The 17,698-nt window shown below is 61.3% G+C and carries 17 protein-coding genes and 1 pseudogene; 11 read left to right on the forward strand and 7 right to left on the reverse strand.

Features of this window, described 5'->3' with window-relative positions:
* Nucleotides 1-205: 205 nt before the first annotated feature.
* The 4 genes and pseudogenes from AC0VX3_RS16035 to AC0VX3_RS16050 all read right to left on the reverse strand — a co-directional run.
* Nucleotides 206-777 (reverse strand): annotated as a pseudogene (locus AC0VX3_RS16035) (transposase); the annotation flags it as partial.
* A gap of 259 nt (nucleotides 778-1,036) precedes the next feature.
* Nucleotides 1,037-2,191, reverse strand: a complete 1,155-nt coding sequence (gene nagA / locus AC0VX3_RS16040) for an N-acetylglucosamine-6-phosphate deacetylase (RefSeq protein WP_475521346.1) — start codon at nucleotides 2,189-2,191, stop codon at nucleotides 1,037-1,039.
* Entirely contained in the window at nucleotides 2,188-3,228 is a 1,041-nt protein-coding gene (locus tag AC0VX3_RS16045; RefSeq protein WP_475521347.1) for an SIS domain-containing protein, read from the reverse strand. The genes nagA and AC0VX3_RS16045 overlap by 4 nt, the downstream gene beginning before the upstream one ends.
* Nucleotides 3,228-3,995, reverse strand: coding sequence for a GntR family transcriptional regulator (locus tag AC0VX3_RS16050; RefSeq protein ID WP_475521348.1), 768 nt, complete (start codon nucleotides 3,993-3,995; stop codon nucleotides 3,228-3,230). The genes AC0VX3_RS16045 and AC0VX3_RS16050 overlap by 1 nt, the downstream gene beginning before the upstream one ends.
* Nucleotides 3,996-4,187: 192 nt before the next feature.
* Here AC0VX3_RS16050 and AC0VX3_RS16055 point away from each other — a divergent pair, with 192 nt between their 5' ends.
* The 8 genes from AC0VX3_RS16055 (at nucleotide 4,188) to AC0VX3_RS16090 (ending at nucleotide 12,322) form a co-directional block, all read left to right on the forward strand.
* The gene (locus tag AC0VX3_RS16055; RefSeq protein ID WP_475521349.1) at nucleotides 4,188-5,069 is read left to right on the forward strand and encodes an N-acetylmuramic acid 6-phosphate etherase; all 882 of its coding nucleotides are present in this window, start codon (nucleotides 4,188-4,190) and stop codon (nucleotides 5,067-5,069) included.
* A 253-nt stretch (nucleotides 5,070-5,322) separates the two neighbouring features.
* On the forward strand, nucleotides 5,323-6,234 hold the full coding sequence (locus tag AC0VX3_RS16060; RefSeq protein ID WP_475521350.1) for an ROK family protein: 912 nt from the start codon (nucleotides 5,323-5,325) through the stop codon (nucleotides 6,232-6,234).
* Nucleotides 6,231-6,977, forward strand: a complete 747-nt coding sequence (locus tag AC0VX3_RS16065) for a copper homeostasis protein CutC (protein WP_475521351.1) — start codon at nucleotides 6,231-6,233, stop codon at nucleotides 6,975-6,977. The genes AC0VX3_RS16060 and AC0VX3_RS16065 overlap by 4 nt, the downstream gene beginning before the upstream one ends.
* Nucleotides 6,974-8,143, forward strand: a complete 1,170-nt coding sequence (locus tag AC0VX3_RS16070; RefSeq protein ID WP_475521352.1) for a Gfo/Idh/MocA family protein — start codon at nucleotides 6,974-6,976, stop codon at nucleotides 8,141-8,143. Before AC0VX3_RS16065 ends, AC0VX3_RS16070 begins: the two co-directional genes overlap by 4 nt.
* A gap of 8 nt (nucleotides 8,144-8,151) precedes the next feature.
* Nucleotides 8,152-9,048 (forward strand): carbohydrate ABC transporter permease, encoded by an 897-nt coding sequence (locus tag AC0VX3_RS16075; RefSeq protein ID WP_475521353.1) that lies wholly within the window; start codon nucleotides 8,152-8,154, stop codon nucleotides 9,046-9,048.
* Nucleotides 9,038-9,880, forward strand: coding sequence for a carbohydrate ABC transporter permease (locus AC0VX3_RS16080; RefSeq protein ID WP_342894899.1), 843 nt, complete (start codon nucleotides 9,038-9,040; stop codon nucleotides 9,878-9,880). The genes AC0VX3_RS16075 and AC0VX3_RS16080 overlap by 11 nt, the downstream gene beginning before the upstream one ends.
* 38 nt (nucleotides 9,881-9,918) lie before the next feature.
* Nucleotides 9,919-11,130, forward strand: coding sequence for an ABC transporter substrate-binding protein (locus AC0VX3_RS16085; RefSeq protein WP_475521354.1), 1,212 nt, complete (start codon nucleotides 9,919-9,921; stop codon nucleotides 11,128-11,130).
* A 64-nt stretch (nucleotides 11,131-11,194) separates the two neighbouring features.
* On the forward strand, nucleotides 11,195-12,322 hold the full coding sequence (locus tag AC0VX3_RS16090) for an ABC transporter ATP-binding protein (RefSeq protein ID WP_475521355.1): 1,128 nt from the start codon (nucleotides 11,195-11,197) through the stop codon (nucleotides 12,320-12,322).
* 146 nt (nucleotides 12,323-12,468) lie between these two features.
* Here AC0VX3_RS16090 and AC0VX3_RS16095 read toward each other — a convergent pair whose 3' ends face one another.
* From AC0VX3_RS16095 to AC0VX3_RS16105, 3 genes are read right to left on the reverse strand one after another with little or no spacing between them, the layout of a single operon-like run.
* Complete coding sequence (locus AC0VX3_RS16095) at nucleotides 12,469-13,536, reverse strand: alanine racemase (RefSeq protein WP_475521356.1); 1,068 nt, start codon at nucleotides 13,534-13,536, stop codon at nucleotides 12,469-12,471.
* Nucleotides 13,533-15,038, reverse strand: coding sequence for a M81 family metallopeptidase (locus AC0VX3_RS16100; protein ID WP_475521357.1), 1,506 nt, complete (start codon nucleotides 15,036-15,038; stop codon nucleotides 13,533-13,535). Before AC0VX3_RS16100 ends, AC0VX3_RS16095 begins: the two co-directional genes overlap by 4 nt.
* A gap of 2 nt (nucleotides 15,039-15,040) precedes the next feature.
* Nucleotides 15,041-15,562, reverse strand: coding sequence for a hypothetical protein (locus AC0VX3_RS16105; RefSeq protein WP_475525191.1), 522 nt, complete (start codon nucleotides 15,560-15,562; stop codon nucleotides 15,041-15,043).
* A gap of 88 nt (nucleotides 15,563-15,650) precedes the next feature.
* On the opposite strand from AC0VX3_RS16105, the gene AC0VX3_RS16110 reads away from it, so the two are divergent.
* From AC0VX3_RS16110 to AC0VX3_RS16120, 3 genes are read left to right on the forward strand one after another with little or no spacing between them, the layout of a single operon-like run.
* Entirely contained in the window at nucleotides 15,651-16,037 is a 387-nt protein-coding gene (locus tag AC0VX3_RS16110; RefSeq protein ID WP_475521358.1) for a RidA family protein, read from the forward strand.
* Between the two features lie 4 nt (nucleotides 16,038-16,041).
* Nucleotides 16,042-16,908: a MurR/RpiR family transcriptional regulator gene (locus AC0VX3_RS16115; protein WP_475521359.1), complete on the forward strand. Its 867-nt coding sequence runs from the start codon at nucleotides 16,042-16,044 to the stop codon at nucleotides 16,906-16,908.
* 10 nt (nucleotides 16,909-16,918) lie between these two features.
* On the forward strand, nucleotides 16,919-17,698 hold the full coding sequence (locus AC0VX3_RS16120; RefSeq protein WP_475525192.1) for an SDR family oxidoreductase: 780 nt from the start codon (nucleotides 16,919-16,921) through the stop codon (nucleotides 17,696-17,698).

The raw sequence follows: 17,698 nt of genomic DNA on the forward strand, positions 1-17,698 counted from the left end.
ATCGGACCAGCACAAAGGAAGGTTTTTGTCGCAAACTTTTACGCTTTTCAAAGCTGTCGCTCTGATTGGGCGGAGTTATCCAGCGAGCTCTGGAAATTGAAGGAACCCGCATGCAGAGGATCCAATCTGCCCATTGCGGATCATGTGCGCGACTTAGATGCCCGTTAGGGTTGCTTTAGCTGAGCTGATGCTTTTGAAGTCGAGCATCGGGAACAGCCAACGGTTCCGGTTTTTCCCGAACCAAGCGCTTTTTCGGCTTGATGCGCAGGTTCAGTTCGAGCGAACGATAGATCCGCCGGACCCGCTTGTGGTTCCATGCGAAGCCTTTGAAATTGCGCAGATAAAGGAAGCACAGGCCGAAACCCCAGGTTCGGTGAGCCGTCGTCAGCCGGACCCGCCAGTCCGCGATCTCTGCGTTCTCGTTGCTGAGTTTGCGCTCATTGCGATAGCAGCTTTCGCTGATCAGGAACGTGCGGCAGGCAAGAGCAATGCTCACGCCACGCAACCGGACTGCACTGATGGCCATCCCCTTGCGTTGAGACGGCCTCAAGGCTTTTTTCCCAGAGCATCCTTCTGCAGTTCGTTCTGCATCGCCATCTCGGCATACATCTTTTTCAGACGGCGGTTCTCCTCGGCCATGGCCTTCATTTCCGCCAACAAGGGCGCATCCTTACCGCCGTACTTGGATCGCCAGTTGTAGTACGTCGCGTTGCTGATCCCGTGCTCCCGGCAAAGGTCAGCAACCGACACACCGCTCTCATTCTTCGGGAAAATGATTCACTGGATCATTTTCTAATCCTCATCATAGCTTCAAAATCGCCAGGATCTGGCTCTCTGTAAATCTTGATTTCTTCATCTGGTTCTCCAAACGCATCAAAGGCTGGAGAAGTCCAATCTTCAACCCAATGGTTTTTGGGGACGATTACCATTCCAGTTGCAAACGGCGCCCATCAGGGCCCCCAGGCCTGCGCGCGGACGCCTGTGAAGCTGTCCGGCGCCCCTGGATTTCTTCCGATCAACAGGTGCACGTCAAATCTCAGCCGGGCGCTTGACGCTCTCCGCCGATCCAGACGCCCTCCACTGAAAATCCCTCTCCGAATGCCGCAAAATCCGCCGGACAGCCCCGGACCAGCCTGCCGAGCGGGCGGCCGAGAACCGACGCCGGGCCGCTTGTTGCCATGGCCAATGCGGTCTCAAGAGGAAGGTCCAGGGGCCCGGTGAGGAATTTCAGGGAGGCGGGCAGATCGACATCCGCGCCGGCAAGCGTGCCGTCGGCAAGGGTCAATGTGCCGTTGCGGCGGAAAATCTCACGTCCGCCCAGAAAAAACGAGCTGACATCGGTGCCTGTCTGCGACATGGCATCGGTCACCAGGAAGATCCGGCCCGGACCGGCCTTCGCCCGGAGCGCGATCCTGATGGCGGCCGGGTCGACGTGTATCCCGTCGGCAATCAGACCGACACTCAAGCCGCCAAGATCCAGCGCCGCGCCGACAAGGCCGGGTTCGCGGTGCCGAAGCGGGCTCATCGCATTGAACAGATGCGTCACCAGAGAAGCACCCGCCTCCACCGCCCGGCGGCAGGTCTCGTAGGACGCATCGCTGTGGCCCAGGCTGACGTGAATTCCGGCGGCCGACAGTCTGGTAATCTGCTCGGGCGTCACCGTTTCGGGCGCGACCGTGATGATCAGGCTCGGCAGGTGGCTGGCCGCGTGTTCGTAGAGCGCCAGGTCCGCCTCGGTCATCGGCCGGATCAGATCCGCGTCATGGGCGCCCTTGCGGCCCGCGAAGAGATGCGGGCCTTCCAGATGCAGGCCATGAAAGCCCTTGACGCCGCTCGACCAGGACTCGATCGCGAGGTCCACCACCTTGCGGGTAGTCTCCGGCGTATCGGTGATGAGTGTCGGCGTCAGGGCCGTTGTGCCGAGACGGGCATGGGCCGCGCAGATCCGGGCAATATCGCCGGCGGTTTCCACCTCGCCAAGCATCAGGCCACCGCCGCCGTTGACCTGCAGATCGACCAGGCCGGGGGTGACCAGCCGGTCGCCGAGATCGATCCTGTGCGCATCCGAAGGAATGTCGTTCTGCGGGATCACGCCCGCGACGACATCGCCCTTGACCAGAAGCGCCGCGTCCGGGACAATTTTCCCGCCGTCGAAGATCCGGCGGGACAGATACGCTGTCGGACCGGTCATACCGTCTGCGTCACCTTCTTCAGATGCCTGGGCAGATCCGGGTTGAACCCGCGCCGGCGCGCGAACCATTCGATAAAGGCGTAGAAGGAGACGATCTGGACAAGCGCGTCCGTCAAGGGATGTGTTGTACTGACAAAGGCCAGTTTTTCAGCGCGCGTGACCCTGGCGGTGGTGGCAAAGACCCTGCCGCCCTGGCCCGCCATGCGGTCGGCAGCGTCCGCCAGACCCACTTCCGCCGCATCCCTGACACCCAGTGCCAGGATCGGATAGCCATCCTCGACAATCGACACGGGTCCGTGCATCACCTCGGCGGATGAATAGGCTTCCGCATGGATCCTGCAGGTTTCCTTGAACTTGAGCGCTGCCTCGTGGGCAATCGCCAGACCTGGACCGCGCCCGATCACATAGAGAGAGCCCCGCTTTTCCAGCGGTTCGGCAAGGGCCCGCCAGTCCATGGAGATCGCCTTTTCCAACTGCCCGGGCACCTGCCTGAGTGCCTCCAGCAAGGCCTCGTCACCGGCCATCTCCGCCAGCAGAAGAAGGCCGGCAAGCACGGAATTGACGAAGGATTTGGTCGCCGCGACGCTGCGCTCCGGTCCGGCGTGAATATCGACAGACGCGGTCGACAGCCGTGCCAGCTCGCTTCCGGCGGTGTTGGTCAGCCCGATCGTGACGGCGCCCTGCTCCTTAGCACTTTCAACAACGGACAGGATGTCCGGGCTGGCTCCGGACTGGGAAATCGCGATGACCAGCGCCTGGCTCAGGTTGACCTGGCCCTTGTAAACGGACGAGACCGAGGGACCGAGCGAGGCCATTGCCACACCGAGATGAATTTCGGCGGCGTATTTCAGAAAGGCCGCGGCGTGATCGGAAGACCCCCGCGCCACGCTGGCCAGAAAGACCGGTGTGCCGGCCTGTTTCGCGATGTCCCCGATCCGCGCAGACGCCCCGTTCAGCAACCGGGCGGCGGCCTCTGGGATCTCCTCGATTTCCCGCCGCATGTGCGTCTGAGTGTCCGGTTTCGCGGTGGTGTCCATCAGGTCTGTTCTTCCGGTATTTGCAACTCTGCGATGAAGTCATAGGCATCGCCCCGATAGACCGACCGGGTGAATTCAACGACATTTCCGTTGGCGAGATAAGAGACGCGCTCGATCTTCAGACCGGCCGAGCCCGCCGGAACTCCGAGAATTTCCGCATCGACGGGGTCAAGATTGCGCGCGGAAATCCGTTGGATCGCGCGCACCGGCTGCATCCCGGACGCGCGCAGGACCGAATAGAGCGAACGGGTGACCTCTTCGGGATGCGGCAGAACGGTTTCGGACAACGAAGCCCGCTCGATCGCCATGGGCGTGCCGTCGGCCTTGCGCAACCGATCGACGCGGGCGACACGGCAGCCGGAGGTCAGCCCGAGCGTGAACATTTCCTCGGGCGAAGCGGGGAACAGGCCGCGCCGCAGCCATTCGCTGCTTGCCGTCAGTCCCCTGCGCGCCATGTCTTCGCTGAACGACGTCAGGCCGGACAGGCGCTGCTCGACCTTGTGGACCCTGGGTGCAACGAAGGAACCACTGCCGCGTTTCTGGACGACGACCCGGTCCTCGACCAGGCCGGCGACCGCTTTCCTGACAGTGACACGCGACAGATCCGTAAGCGCCGCGATTTCCCGCTCGGAGGGCAGAGGCTCGTTTTCGCCGAGGACCCCCTCGTCGATCGCCTTCTGGATCCGCCGACGCAACTGAAGATAGCGCGGCCCGCTGGCATTCACACGCCAATCGCCATCTTCCAGCATCGAGATAAATTCGGTCATGAAACGAGACGCCTCGGGAAATGAAAATAATACCTTTCAGATACCAATTTAAACTCTATCGATACCGAAAATCAAGTGGTAAAAGGTCTCATCCCTTCCCGTTCGGGCGTCCGGGCACCGGAAGGAGTTTCAAAGGCCCGTGCGGGCACGACACTCATAACAGCGCCACCTTGCACTCAAGTACCCGACACCATGAAACTGCCGACGACAGAAGACCGGGACCCGCTTTCCATCGGCCTTTCAACAAGGCCGGATGAGGAGATCCTTGCTCTGCTGCTGCAACGGCAAAGGGATGCGCTGACGGCGACGGAAGCCGCCATACCGCAGATCGCCCGCGCGGCGGCTGCCCTTCGCAAAGCCGCTCAAGCCGGCCAGAAGATCGGTTACGCGGGCGCGGGCAGCGCGGGCCTGACAGCGCTCGCGGACTGTCTTGAGCTGCCGGGCACATTCGGATTTCCACCCGAACGCCTGCGCATGCTTTTCGCCGGGGGCGCGGAAAACCTGCTGCATCTTGCCGGCAGCCACGAGGACAACGAGGAAACCGGTTACCGGGACTTTCAGGCCTCCGGACTGGGCGCAGGCGACATCCTCATCGGCGTGTCGGCAAGCGGCACAACCCCTTTCACACTGGGCACTTTCCGCGCAGCCAGACAGTCGGGGACCATAACCATCGCGCTTGCCAACAACCCGGATACCCCTCTGCTCAGGATCGCCGACAACCCGGTGTTCCTGAACACGCCCCCGGAGATCGTTGCCGGCTCCACCCGGCTTGGCGCGGCCAGCGCGCAGAAAGCGGCGCTCAACATGATCTCGACCCTTGTCGCACTCAGACTGGGCCACGCCGTTCGTGGCCACATGGTCAATCTGGTTGCCGACAATGACAAGTTGCGCCAGCGCGCGCAGCGGATCCTGCAGGACCTGACCGGCTGTGCCGCAGGGACGGCGGAAGAAAAACTCGCGCTGGCTGACGGCAGGGTCAAGATCGCCGCGCTGATGATCCTGGAAGACCTGGACGCGGAAGGCGCCGCACAGCTGTTGAGCGCCAATGACGGCAATCTGAGACCGTTTCTCTAACATCCCGATTTTTCAAATTGCCGGCGTTCACATCGATGAGCGCGCGCCCGAAACCGGTCATTCCGTCAAGCTTGCGACAGCGTATTGCCGCCAAACCCGCCCTGCGGCCAGATCCCCCTGCGCCCGGTGACCTCGCGTCCAATTCCCTAAAAAAACCATGCCAATTACTTTTAAGGTTTACGAACCCGTTAATTGGTTGCATATTGGTATTAATAATTGGCAAAATACAAAACCAGAGGCGCCTGATCAGTCAATGATCACCTGTTTCGACATTGGAGGCTCATTCGTCCGTCACGGTCTCCTCCAGACTGATGGCAGCGTTGTTGAAAGCGGCCGCGTGGAAACACCCGGCACGGACTGGTTGTCCTTTGTCGACGCGATCAAAAACCGTTGCGACACCGGCTCGGATCCGGTTTCAATCTCGCTGGCCGGCGCCTTTGACGAGCGCACCGGCATCGCCGATGTCGCCAATATCCCGTGTCTCCACAAACGCAACGTCCTTAAAGATCTGGAAGCGGCGCTTGGCCGGACGGTGCTGATCACCAACGATGCCGACGCCTTTGCCCTGGCGGAAGCCGCCGCGGGAAGCGGACGCGGCAAACCTGTCGTCTTTGGTATCATTCTGGGATCAGGTGTCGGCGGCGGCATCGCTGTCAACGGCGGGCTGGTCAAGGGCTATGGCGGGATCGCCGGCGAGTGGGGCCACGGTCCCGTGATGGACCCGACGGCCGGGGGGCAATTCAGCGGGCTGGGGCATTTTCCCTGCGGCTGCGGCCAGACCGGCTGCATCGACGCGGTCTGCTCCGCCCGGGGCATGGAGAAAATCCACCTCTCGCTTCATGGTCTTGCCCGTTCAAGCAGGCAGATCACCGGTGCGTGGCATGAGGGCGACCCGGTGGCGCTCCGAACCATAGAGGCGTACACGACGCTGCTCTCCCGCGCCCTCTCGGTAGTCGTCAACACACTCGGCCCGCATGTTGTTCCGGTCAGCGGCGGTCTTTCAGGGGAAGCGGAACTGCTCGACCTGATCGACAGGAAAACCAGGGCGCTGGTGCTGGCCGATTACGCCGATCCCCTCGTCATCAAGGGACGATTTGCCGAAAACGGTGGCCTCATGGGCGCCGGCATCATCGCCCGGACCGCCTATGGCGAGGCGCCCGCATGAGCCGCGTCCCTCTAGAAATCTGCGTCGACACGATTGAAGGCGCCAGGACAGCCGCCGAAAACGGGGCCGACCGGATCGAATTGTGCGCGGCACTTTCGGAAGGCGGCCTGACCCCCTCCTTCGGTCTGATGACAGCCGCAGCCGTCCTGCCCCTGCCCGTCTACGCGATGATCCGGCCAAGGGCCGGTGACTTTCGCTTTTCGGACGCCGAAAAAGGCCTCATGCTGCAAGACATCGCGGCGGTGAAACGGGCGGGGCTCAAGGGCATCGTCATCGGCGCGGTCGACGGTCATGCGCGCCTGGACCGGGACTTTCTGGCCGATGCCCTGTCACAGGCTGAGTTGCCGGCCACCCTTCACCGGGCCATCGATACGGTCGCCGATTTCGACCTTGCGATAGAAACCGCCATCACTCTCGGGTTTGAACGTGTCCTGACGTCTGGCCAGGCACACAGCGCGGCATGCGGCCTGGAACAACTGGCGCATGCCGTTGATCTGGCCGCCGGCCGGCTGTCGATCATGGCCGGTTCCGGTGTCACGGCCGAAAACGCCGGTCGTCTGCTGAAGCAGGCGTCTGTCAGCGAATTGCACGCCTCCTGTTCCGTCCGGATCAAGGCCCGCACACCCGATTTGCCGGAAGCGCGTCTCGGCTTTGTTCCGGAAGCCGGCATCAGACAGACAGATGGCAATCTCGTCAGGGCCCTTCGCCTTACCATGAACCGTTTTGAAGAGGCAGCCGCATGAAGACCGGTTACGTCGGCCTGGGCGCCAGGATCGCCAATGTCAGCAACTGTTTGCAGGATGTTTCCGCGAAGATCGACCCATGTGCCTATGTCGACCCCGCCCCCGCGGGCCTGAAACATGTCGAGGCGCGAAGCGGAAATTCCCTCACCGCCCATGACGACCTGTCGGACATGCTGCGGGTGGAGAACCTTGATCTCCTGATGATCGGGTCCCCCAATTTTCTGCATCTGGAACATCTGAAAACGGCGCTGCGCTCGGATGTGAAACATATCTTTTGCGAAAAACCGATCGTCATCACCGAGGCGGAAACCTTCGAGCTGTTGTCCCTGATGAAAGAGCATGGCGGCGCCAGGCGAATCCTCGTTGGCCTCGTGCTGCGGTATTCGCCTCTCTACACCGCACTTCAGAAAAGCCTTGAGACCGGTCAGATCGGCAAGGTCGTCTCGATCGAGGCGGCCGAACATATCGGCCCCTATCACGGCTCCTTCTTCATGCGCGACTGGCGGCGCCATTCGAAGAATTCCGGCGGTTTCATGCTGGAAAAATGCTGCCACGACCTGGACCTTTACCAGGGTGTCACCGGTTGCCGGCCACGGTTTGTTTCCAGTTTCGGTGGCCGCAAGAGCTTTGTGCCGGAAAACCGGCCCGATCAGGACCACAGTTTCCCGGTGCCGGACATCAGCGGCCGGGTCGATCCGTTCACGCCGCGTTGGGGCGGCGCCAATGCCGATTTCGATTCCGACGGCGACATCATCGATTACCAGACCGCGCTGATCGAATATGAAGACGGCGCCAACCTGTGTTTTCACACCAACATGTATGTGCCCGACGAATTTCGCCGTTTCGCGGTGATGGGCACGAAGGGCATGGCGGAAGGCGATTTCATCCGCAACTACTACAAGGTCCACGATGCGCTGACCTCGGCCTGCCTGGTCGACCGGCCACAAGTCGTCGACGCGACCCGCGACGGGCATTACGGCGCCGACGAGGCCATGGCCAGGGATCTGGTCCACTATTTCGAAAATGGCGGCGACCTGCCCGTCGGAGTGCTGGATGCACTCGAAGCCGGGCTCACCGCGATCAAGCTGGACGAGGCGCGCCAGGCGCGCGCGGTTCTGGATCTCGCGGACACCTGGCAGCAATTCGACAGCTTCGGTCTGGCTTAGAGGGTCTCATGGCACACACGGCGAAAAAGCAAGACTACTTCCCTTACCTCCTGCTGGTGCCGGCAAGCCTCGTCATGTTTGCCATCGTCGCCTATCCGTTGTTCGAAACCTTTCGGCTTTCCTTCACCAACACCAGCATGAGCCCGAAATTCGACTATGTCGGTCTCGCCAACTACGAAAAGATCATGTCCCGCCGATTCCCGGAAGTGATCGCGCGAACCTTCTACTGGATGAGCCTCTCGGTCGCCCTGAAGATGATGATCGGAACGTTCGGGGCCGTTCTGCTGAACGCCATGGTGCCGGGCCGGACCCTGTTCCGGATCCTGGTGATGCCGCCCTGGGTGATCCCGATCGCCATTGGCGTTTTCATCTGGGGCTGGATGTACAACGGCCAGTTCGGCATGATTTCCGGCGTGGCGCAGCGGATCGGCATCCTGGATGCGCCGTTCGAATTTCTCGCGTACAAGAACTCCGCCTTCATGGCGACCATCGTCACCGATGTGTGGATCGGCGTGCCGATGGTGACGCTTTACCTGCTGGCCTCGATGCAGTCGATTTCAAAGGACCTCTACGAGGCCGCCTGGGTCGACGGGGCCTCCCGGTTGTACCGGTTCCGCCGGATCACGTTGCCGCTGATCACCCCCTCGATCGCGACCATGGCCCTGTTGTCGGCGATCGCGACATTCAATTCCTTCGACATCATCTGGATCCTCACCGAAGGCGGCCCGCGCGGGGCAACCACCACGATGATCATCGACACCTACAAGACAGCGATAAGCCGGTTCAAATACGGCGAAGGCGCCGCCCGCACGGTCATGATCGTGCTGTTCCTCGGGTCCTTCACTCTGGTCTATTTCCTGCTGCTGTCGCGCCTTGCCAGAAGGAGCCCGAACAATGCTGCATAAGTATCGCTGGTACGAATATGTGCTGATCTATTCCGGCGTCGCGGTGTTCCTGACTTTCGTGCTGGCGCCGTTCGTGGAAGCCTTCGTGGTCTCGCTGCGCCCGCTCAGCCGCCTGTTCTCAATACCCTACCGCTTCATCACCGACGACATGAGTTTCAATGCCTATTTCACCATGTGGGAGAACGTGCCGCTGCTGTGGATGTACATGTTCAACTCGTTCTTCATCGCGACGGTGGTCACCGTTCTGGGCCTGATCTGCATCATACCGGCGGCCTATGCCTTTGCCCGGTTCGAGTTTCCCGCGCGCAACTCGCTGCTGGGTGTTTTCATCGCGGTGAACATGTTTTCCGGAGCCGTCCTGATCATTCCGCTGTTCAAGCTGATGCAGCAATACGGTCTGCTGAACACCTACTTCGCGATGATCGCACCGGGAACCGCCTTCGTGATCCCGACCGGCATCTGGTTGCTGCGCTCCTACCTGGTGCGCATTCCGAAAGAACTCGAGGAGGCCGCCTGGGTCGACGGCGCGGGCAGGCTCTACACCTTGTGGCGGGTGATCATCCCGGTCGCGCTTCCCGGCATCATGGTGGTCACCATCACGGCCTTCATCACAGCCTATGCACAGCAATTCATCTACGCGCTGACCTTCAACTCGGTGAACGAATTGAACCCGCTTCCGGTCGGCCTGTTCCAGTTTTTCGGACGCCAGTCGGTGGTCTGGAACGAACTCATGGCCGCCAGCCTGGTGGGCATCCTGCCCGTGCTGTTCGTCTATGTCTTCCTTCAGCGCTACATCGTCGCCGGCCTGACGGCCGGCGCCGTGAAAGAATAACAAAAACAAAAAGAAACCAACCAGAAAGGGAAAGTCAGATGACATACAAATCAGTGCTACTGGGGGGCGCCTTCGCCCTCAGCCTCGTGACCGCCGTCCAGGCGGAGGACAAGGTCATTCACATGATCAACTGCGGTGACAACACCGGCGCCGGCATTCCGGTCCAGGACAAGTTGATCAAGGACTGGGAGGCGGACAATGCGGGCTACAAGGTCCAGGTCGAATTCGTTCCCTGGGGCCAGTGCCAGGAGAAATCCACGACGCTCGCCTCCGCGGGCCAGCCGCCGGCTGTCGCCTATATGGGCTCGCGCACGCTGAAACAGCTCGCAGCCAATGACCTGATCATCCCGGTCGACATGAGCGACGAAGAAAAAGCCACCTATGCCGCTCCGATTCTTGCCACGATCACGGCCAACGGCAAGCAGTGGGGCCTGCCGCGCGCCTTCTCCACCAAGGCACTTTACTGGAACAAGGACCTCTTCAAGGAAGCGGGCCTCGATCCGGAAACACCGCCGAAGACCTGGGACGAGATGTACAACGCCGCCAAGGCGATCAAGGACAAGACCGATGCCGACGGCTTCGGCCTGGCAGCGGCCTCCTTCGACAACACGATGCACCAGTTCATGAACTACGTGTACACGAACGGCGGCGAGGTCATCAACGAGGACGGCGAAATCGTCTTCAATTCCCCGAACAATGTCGAAGCACTCGCGTTCTACGGCAAGATGGCCGGGGTTTCCCAGCCTGGGCCGGTCGCCTATGACCGCGCGAAACTCCGTCCGCTCTTTTCCGAAGGCAAGATCGGCATGTTCATTTCCGGTCCGTGGGAGCGGGTCCGCGTGAAGGACGTGAACTGGGGTGTGGCACCGATCCCGGCCGGTCCGAGCGGCGGTCCGGGAACACTTCTGATCACCGACTCCCTTGCCGTATTCAAGGGTTCGGGTGTCGAGGAGCAGGCCTTGTCCCTCGCCAAGCTGCTGACCAACCCGCAAAACCAGATGGCCTTCGAAGTCGCCGAGGGCTACACGCCCCTGCGCGACCTGCCCGAGGTCCAGGACATCGTCAAGGAAGACCCGACCTGGACAGCTTTCCTGGAAGCCATTCCGACCGGTGGTCCCGAGCCGTTCGTGACCGACTATGTCGGGCTTCAGGACTCCATCAACGAAGCCGTTCAGGGCGTCGTTCTGGGAGAAGTCGAAGCAGCGGAAGCTGTCGAGATCGCCGCCGAGCAGCTTGAGGAATTCAAGTAATCCCTGCGCATCGACCGGGTCCCCATCCCGGGGGCCCGGCCTGCTTTTCTAAAGAGGAATGACCATGGGCGAGTTGCAGCTTCGCGATATCCGCAAGCACTATGGCCGGGTGGAAGTCATCAAGGGCGTCGATCTGGATGTCGACCATGGCGAATTCATCGTTTTCGTTGGCCCGTCCGGATGCGGAAAATCGACCTTGCTGCGCATGATTGCGGGGCTTGAAGAGATCACCGGCGGCGACATCACCATCGAGAACAAGGTCGTCAACAATCTCCCGCCGGTCAAGCGCGGCATTGCCATGGTGTTCCAGTCCTATGCGCTTTATCCGCATATGTCCGTCTTCGAGAATATCGCCTTCCCCCTGCGCGTCGAACGCCTCCCCAGGGAAAAGGTGGAAGAGAAGGTTCAGGCCGCCGCCAATATCCTTCAACTGACCGAAAGACTTCAGCACAAACCAGGAGAATTGTCCGGTGGCCAGCGCCAGCGGGTGGCCATTGGCCGGGCCATCGTGCGGGCGCCCTCCGTGTTCCTGTTTGACGAACCCCTCTCCAACCTGGATGCGGCGCTGCGCGCGGAAATGCGTGTCGAGCTTGCCAAGCTGCACACCAAACTCGACGCAACGATGATCTATGTCACCCACGATCAGGTTGAAGCGATGACCATGGCGGACCGGATCGTCGTGCTCGACCAGGGTGTGATTTCCCAGTGCGGAACACCGCTCGAGCTTTATCACAAGCCGCAAAACATCTTTGTTGCCGGGTTCATCGGCAATCCGAAGATGAATTTCATCAAGGTCACCGGTGAAAGCGTGGACGAAAACGGCGTCACGGTCCGGCTGCCCTCCGGCGCGAAGGTGACGGTCGAGGTCTCGGCCACGGGGGACGTTTCGGGCAGGAACCTGACACTCGGCATCCGGCCGGAACACCTGTCGATCGGGCAAGCGGCTGCGTCGATCGAAGTGGTGCCGACGGTCGTCGAGCATCTGGGCATTCACACGGTCACCTACAGCGCCGTGGAAGGCGCGACCACAACATTCTGCAGTCTGCTGCCAGGCTCCGCGCCGGCGAAAGTCGGCCAGCCTGTCTCCATGGGTCTGAACGGCGCCGACTGTCACCTGTTTGACGACACCGGCCTGGCATTCGAACGCAGGCACTCCCTGGCCGAACTCGATACCGGCGACATGCATGTTTGACCGGTGCCGGGCATTTGGCGCCCACTCAGGGCATCCCCTGCCCGGTCCGCCCCCGGTCTATCCGAGGAAGCTCCGTGTCGCCGGACAGTCGATATGGGGACGCTGACGCGTCGTGCCCGGGTGCGCGGCCTGTTGAGACGCGGTAGCTAAACCACCTTGCCGCGAGCCGCCACAGGTTCGATGCGCGTTACGATTCCGTCCCGGTGAAACACCAGCTTGTCGAACAGATTGGAGACCACGCAGGTGTGGTTCGGAATGATGCGGACACGCTCGCCAATGACCGGTTTGCGGTCCGAATGACTCAGGTCGACCACCGCATGCTCCTCGCTCAGTGCCGCGATCGATGCGTCGGGATAGTCAATCAGCAGGCCATGATCCGTAAATCCGAGCAGATCCGAGGTCAGGGCCTTGGAACCGGCATCCAGAACCGCGCGGGTTTCCGTCGGACGGGAGACGACGGTGGCAAGCACATGCATCGCGCAGTCGTCGTAGTCGCACATGCCCGCCCGCACCATGGAGCGGTCGTTGAAAATATAGGTGCCGGCACGGTGCTCGGTTGCGCTTGGCACCAGATCACTGTCGAACAGGCCGGGCGAACCGCCATGGGAGACCACGGGGCAGTCAAGTCCTGCGTCAGCGAGCAACGCCAGCGCCTGTGAGAAAAACGCTTCGACCGCCGGCTCGCAGCCCGCTTTCGGATAGGTCAGCAGTCCCTGAAACGCCAACCCCGGCGCGCCGGCGATCCGCAGGGCGAGTTCGACGGCCGCTTCGGGCGACTGGACACCGTTGCGCCCGGCTCCCGTGTCGCACTCCACCAGAACCTTCAGTGGCTGCTCGCCGTGAAAGACTTCCTCCAAACCGTCGACAACAACAGCGTTGTCCGCCACGACCTGCAGATCCAGTTTGGCGTTCAGGGTCTTCAGACGGTCCAGGCGTGCCTGACCGAACATGTTGAAGGTGATCAGAATGTCCGTGAACCCGGCATCGGCAAAGACTTCGGCTTCGCTTATTTTCTGGCAGTTGATGCCCTTCGCGCCGACCGCAATCTGCGCGGCCGCAAGCGCGGGAACCTTGTGCGTCTTGATATGCGGCCGAAAGTTGCGGCCGATCCGGTCAAAATAGTCCTGGGCGACCTTGATGTTGGTTTCCATGATCGTTTCGTCGATCACCGCGACCGGCGTCAGCAATTCATGGATGGAAAGCCCTCCACTCATTGTTCTATCTCCCTGCTTGCCGTCCGCGGGCGGTCTCCGGCACCCTGCGCCGCGTTGATAGGCCAAATATCCCGGGGCGCCTTGGTGTAGGGCGTCACCGCGGGATCGTTCGGATAGGGCCGCCCGGCCGCGCAATAAAGGATCAGCGGACTGACACGGGCGAACGACTGGTGGAAATGGTTGGTCGACTTGACGACCAGTATTTTGCGCCGCGCCGGATCGATGCCGAAGTTGGTGAAGAGGCTGATGTCGAAGCATTGTGCGCGGGTGGAATTCAGGATCACCTCCAGGCCGCCGATCCGGATCAGGCTGGCGTCGCCGATGGGGACGATGCTCTCACCGAACCGCTGCTCGGCGTTTTTGATATTGCGAATGATCTCGACTTCCGCGTCGATCGGGTTTCCCGTGAAAGGCGCGGATTTGGCGCCAAATCGCAACATCATGCGGGCGCCCTCTCCCGCCGCATGACACAATTGCACGGCGATCGGATCCCAGATCGAACCGAAAGCCGTGTCTTCCAGTTTCCGTTCCATGGCCTCGGCAAGAAGAACGGTCGCGTCTCCAGCCGTACCGCCGCCGGGATTGTCCCACATGTCCGCTATCGTCACCGGTCCGCCCTCATGGGCAAGTGCTCGTTCATAGGCCTCCGCAGGGGACAATTCGGTGCTCCGGACCTTGCCGCGCAAGGCAAAAAGGGCTTCGCCGAACTCCCGCGTGACCGCCTCCCCCAGGGCGGGGTCATTGTCGGTGACTGCCAGCAGCCGGGTGCCCATTTCCGGCACGTCCCCGGCCATGAACCCGTGGATGACGGAAAGCGACAGGATCGCGGGTGTTTCCCGTTCCCTCCGGACCAGGTCGTCGACAAAACCGCGCATCGGACCGGAGGTCGTCGGGAACACGTCGATCATTTTCGGATCATAGACACTCATGACAGGGACAACCTCGCCGGCAATTGTCCGTTTGGCCAGATCCCATGCCTCCACCGCCCTGTCGACAAAGTCGATATGCGGGAATTCCTTGAAGGCAATGAGGGCATCCGCCGCGTCCACGCGCTTTGAAGTCAGATGGCTGTGGGGATCGAATGTGGCAATCAGGGGCGTCTTCGGGCCGATCAGCACCCGTATCCGGGACAGGAAATCGCCTTCAGGATCGTCGTAACCATCGGCCACCATGGCTCCGTGCAGACCGATCACGACAACATCGAAGGGTGCCTCTGCCGCGATCTGGTCAAGGATTTCGTCTCTCAGAAGTTCATAGGTCTGTCTTGAAACCAGTCCCGCCGGATCGGCCCAGGCCGCAGTTCCCTCAACAAGATCCCAATTGTTGTCCCGGGCAAAGCGGCGGCCAACGGTGACGACAGCGGAACACAGGGTCGGCGTGTCGGGATGTTCGCCCGGCCGCGCGAGCAGGGACGCCCTGAAGGCTTCGATGTCGATGCGGATCGGAGAAAAGGTGTTCGTCTCCGTCGCCAAAACGGCGGTGAATGCGCGGGGCCGGGTCATGGTCAGGACGCCGCTTCCAGCGGGTTCGGCAGGTACCCTGCAAATCCGGAAATCTTCCACCGCCCGTCCTTGCGCACACAAAAATAGAGTGTTTGCCAGAGCAACCGGTCTTCGCCGCCGTCCGCTTTGTGGATCCGCCCGTCGAATTTCTTGTGCGCGACCGCACGCGCGCCATTGATCTCGATCTCGGTCAAACGCGTCGCGCCGAATATGGCCGCCCTGGCATCTTCCGCGAAATCCGTTTCGGCGAACTCCTGCGCCTGGCGCAGCCATTCGATCCGGTAGGTCTCGAGATCGGGAAAACCGAGTGTCCAGTCATCCGGATTTGCTACCTTTCCGCCATCGATCCCGAAAAACGCCGGGGCGTCGAAATCATCGGCAACCAGCGACCAGTCCGCCGCAACGAATGCCTCGATATCGCGCTGGACCAGCATGTCCCAGATCTCGGCACGGTCTGCGTCCCTGCCCGCGAACGGGTTGGCCTGGTTGTTCAAACTTTTCTGCATACCGGAAATCTTTTTCATCTCGGAGGTTGATTTTTGTAAAATATACGGATGAAATAAAACCAATGTCAAACCACTATGTAAATCTTTTACAAAAATGGAGCTCTGCATGTCGATCAAACGCTATGGCGCTGAAAAATCGGGGGCCGGTGGTCAGAACCTTCCCTTCGCCCGCGCCGTCGAGGCGGACGGCTGGCTGTACGTTTCCGGGCAGGTTCCCATGAAGGACGGGGAAATCGTCGGCGCCGGAATTGTCGAACAGACGCATCTTACGGTCCGCAACGTCATCGCGATTCTGGAGGAAGCCGGTTACGGCCTGCAGGATGTCGTGCGTGTTGGCGTGTGGCTCGACGACCCCCGCGATTTCTGGTCCTTCAACAGCGTCTACAAGAGTTATTTCGGAGAACATCCGCCCGCGCGGGCCTGCGTGCAGTCCACCATGATGGTCGACTGCAAGGTCGAAATCGATTGCGTCGCCTACAAGAAGCCGGACTGACACCATGCGGGATATCCTGTCCGTGTTGCAGCAGGTAGAGCCGGAGCTTTCCAAGTCCGAGCGCATACTGGCCGCGCTTTTGCGCAATGACGCGGATTTCATGGTCAATGCCGGCATCACGGATGTTGCGAAACGCGCCGGTGTTTCTCCGCCGACCGTTACCCGTTTCTGCCGGCGCCTCGGCTGCGAAAGCTACACCGCGTTCAAGATGCAGGTCGCCCAGGTAACCTTTGGCGGCACCCGGTACCTGACGGCGAACGCTTCCTCCGCCGATCCGGACGATGTGGCGGACAGCCTGCTTGCCCAATTGCAGGCGGCCGCGGTCAAAACTCGCGAAGCCCTGGACATGAAGGCGGTCGTTGGCGCGGCGGAAACGATCGCAGGCTCCAATCTGCTTGCCGCGTTCGGTTCCGGCGGTACGTCCTCGATGATATCGGATGAGGTTCAGAACCGCTTTTTCAGACTGGGACTGCGCACGGTCAGCATCACCGATCATGCCATGCAACTGATGCAGGCCGCCACGTTGAAACCGGGTGACGTTGTGCTCGCCCTGTCCGTGTCCGGCCGCAACCTGCAGATGGCCAATGCCCTGGAGGCCGCGCGCACCTATGGCGCGACCGTGATCGCACTGACCCGGCCCGGCCGGCCGATTTCGGAACTCGCCGACATCACCATCGGCCTGGATCTGCCGGAGGGCGACAACATTCTGCGGCCCAGCACCAGCCGCTATGCGTTCCTGTTCGTGACCGACCTCCTGGCCACCCTCGTTGCCATGCACCTTGGGGACGGCGCGCGCGAAAATCTCAGGCGCGTCAAATACCAACTCAGCAACGCTCGCGATCCGGATGACAAGGAGGCCCTTGGTGACTGACAAGAAAGACATGCCTGTCGCCGTCGTTACCGGCGCTGCCGGCGACATCGGCGCCGCGATCGCCCGGCACCTGGCGGCGACCCACCATGTTGCGGCCATCGACATCGACGCCAAGGCCCTGTCCGGCGCTGTCAGCGACCTGGAGGCGGACGGCCTGACCGTGACCGCGATCAGATGTGACGTGACAGACACGGAAGACGTCGCCCGAATGGCCGCTTCGGCGTCGGAACTCGGTTCCGTATCTATTCTCGTCAACAATGCGGGCGCCGCAAGGGGCCTCACCCTGCACAGCATGACGCCGGGCGATCTTTCGGCGGACCTTGCACTCAATCTGGAAGCTGCCCTGACCTGCTTCAAGGCTCTGGAACAGGAATTGACGCGGTGCGGCAACGGGGCTGTCGTCAATATCGTTTCGGTGAATGGTCTGGGCACGTTCGGGCATCCCGCATACAGCGCGGCGAAAGCCGGACTCATTCACGCAACCCGGGCAATCGCGGTCGAATACGGCAAATACGGATTGAGGGCCAATGCGGTCGCGCCCGGAACCGTGAAAACCAGGGCATGGAAAGACCGGGCTGCGGCCAATCCAAAGGTTTTTGAAGAGGCCCTGCACCGGTATCCCTTCAAAAAACTGCCCGAACCCGACGACATAGCAGCCGCCGTGGATTTCCTCGTCAGTCCGGCCGCACGCTGCATCACGGGCATCTGCCTGCCCGTCGACAGCGGCCTGACGGCGGGGACCACCGCCCTGCCCCGGACCTTCACCCAATCGTCCGATTTTGATGGATAA

The sequence above is a fragment of the Roseibium sp. QJM3NY_11 genome (assembly GCF_056173175.1).

Excerpts from the sequence above, each read along its gene's own strand:
- nagA (WP_475521346.1), bottom strand. The coding sequence starts at position 2,191 with ATGACCGGTCCGACAGCGTATCTGTCCCGCCGGATCTTCGACGGCGGG.
- AC0VX3_RS16045 (WP_475521347.1), bottom strand. The coding sequence starts at position 3,228 with ATGGACACCACCGCGAAACCGGACACTCAGACGCACATGCGGCGGGAA.
- AC0VX3_RS16050 (WP_475521348.1), bottom strand. The coding sequence starts at position 3,995 with ATGACCGAATTTATCTCGATGCTGGAAGATGGCGATTGGCGTGTGAAT.
- AC0VX3_RS16055 (WP_475521349.1), top strand. The coding sequence starts at position 4,188 with ATGAAACTGCCGACGACAGAAGACCGGGACCCGCTTTCCATCGGCCTT.
- AC0VX3_RS16060 (WP_475521350.1), top strand. The coding sequence starts at position 5,323 with ATGATCACCTGTTTCGACATTGGAGGCTCATTCGTCCGTCACGGTCTC.
- AC0VX3_RS16065 (WP_475521351.1), top strand. The coding sequence starts at position 6,231 with ATGAGCCGCGTCCCTCTAGAAATCTGCGTCGACACGATTGAAGGCGCC.
- AC0VX3_RS16070 (WP_475521352.1), top strand. The coding sequence starts at position 6,974 with ATGAAGACCGGTTACGTCGGCCTGGGCGCCAGGATCGCCAATGTCAGC.
- AC0VX3_RS16075 (WP_475521353.1), top strand. The coding sequence starts at position 8,152 with ATGGCACACACGGCGAAAAAGCAAGACTACTTCCCTTACCTCCTGCTG.
- AC0VX3_RS16080 (WP_342894899.1), top strand. The coding sequence starts at position 9,038 with ATGCTGCATAAGTATCGCTGGTACGAATATGTGCTGATCTATTCCGGC.
- AC0VX3_RS16085 (WP_475521354.1), top strand. The coding sequence starts at position 9,919 with ATGACATACAAATCAGTGCTACTGGGGGGCGCCTTCGCCCTCAGCCTC.
- AC0VX3_RS16090 (WP_475521355.1), top strand. The coding sequence starts at position 11,195 with ATGGGCGAGTTGCAGCTTCGCGATATCCGCAAGCACTATGGCCGGGTG.
- AC0VX3_RS16095 (WP_475521356.1), bottom strand. The coding sequence starts at position 13,536 with ATGAGTGGAGGGCTTTCCATCCATGAATTGCTGACGCCGGTCGCGGTG.
- AC0VX3_RS16100 (WP_475521357.1), bottom strand. The coding sequence starts at position 15,038 with ATGACCCGGCCCCGCGCATTCACCGCCGTTTTGGCGACGGAGACGAAC.
- AC0VX3_RS16105 (WP_475525191.1), bottom strand. The coding sequence starts at position 15,562 with ATGAAAAAGATTTCCGGTATGCAGAAAAGTTTGAACAACCAGGCCAAC.
- AC0VX3_RS16110 (WP_475521358.1), top strand. The coding sequence starts at position 15,651 with ATGTCGATCAAACGCTATGGCGCTGAAAAATCGGGGGCCGGTGGTCAG.
- AC0VX3_RS16115 (WP_475521359.1), top strand. The coding sequence starts at position 16,042 with ATGCGGGATATCCTGTCCGTGTTGCAGCAGGTAGAGCCGGAGCTTTCC.
- AC0VX3_RS16120 (WP_475525192.1), top strand. The coding sequence starts at position 16,919 with ATGCCTGTCGCCGTCGTTACCGGCGCTGCCGGCGACATCGGCGCCGCG.